This window comes from Kordia zhangzhouensis, from assembly GCF_001005305.1.
GTDB classification, from domain to species: Bacteria; Bacteroidota; Bacteroidia; order Flavobacteriales; family Flavobacteriaceae; genus Kordia; species Kordia zhangzhouensis.
This window is the reverse complement of record NZ_LBMH01000039.1, coordinates 1-402: the sequence shown is the minus strand read 5'-3', so window position 1 is coordinate 402 and position 402 is coordinate 1. Positions and strand designations below refer to the sequence as shown.

The 402-nt window shown below is 36.8% G+C and carries 1 protein-coding gene; it reads left to right on the top strand.

Annotated elements, in window-relative coordinates; genetic code table 11:
- A partial coding sequence (locus AA088_RS17450; protein WP_046746330.1) for a condensation domain-containing protein occupies positions 1 to 402 on the top strand: 402 nt, incomplete at both ends.

Sequence of the window (402 nt, the reverse complement as noted above, 5' to 3'; positions counted from 1 at the left end):
TACCTTACCTATTGTTTGTGATTTACACTGTAGCATATCAGACTATCTTGCTCAAGTACACAAAGAACTTACGGGCTTGTTGGATTATGAGCAAACGCCGCTATCAAAGGTTCAAAATTGGAGTGGTGTAGCTAGTCAATCACCATTATTTAACACGATACTGAACTATCGTCATTCAACAGAAGAAGCTCCGCTATTTGAAGCTTTAGGAATGGAACTGTTAGCCACGCAAGAACGCTCGAACTATCCATTTGGCTTAAATGTAGATAATTTAGGAATAGGAAAAGGCTTTTCGTTAAATGTTCAAGTAGTAGAAAAGATAGACCCCAATCGTATTATAGAATATGTTACCAATGCTTTAGAAGAATTAATAGCACATATTGATAGCGATACACTCAAGGT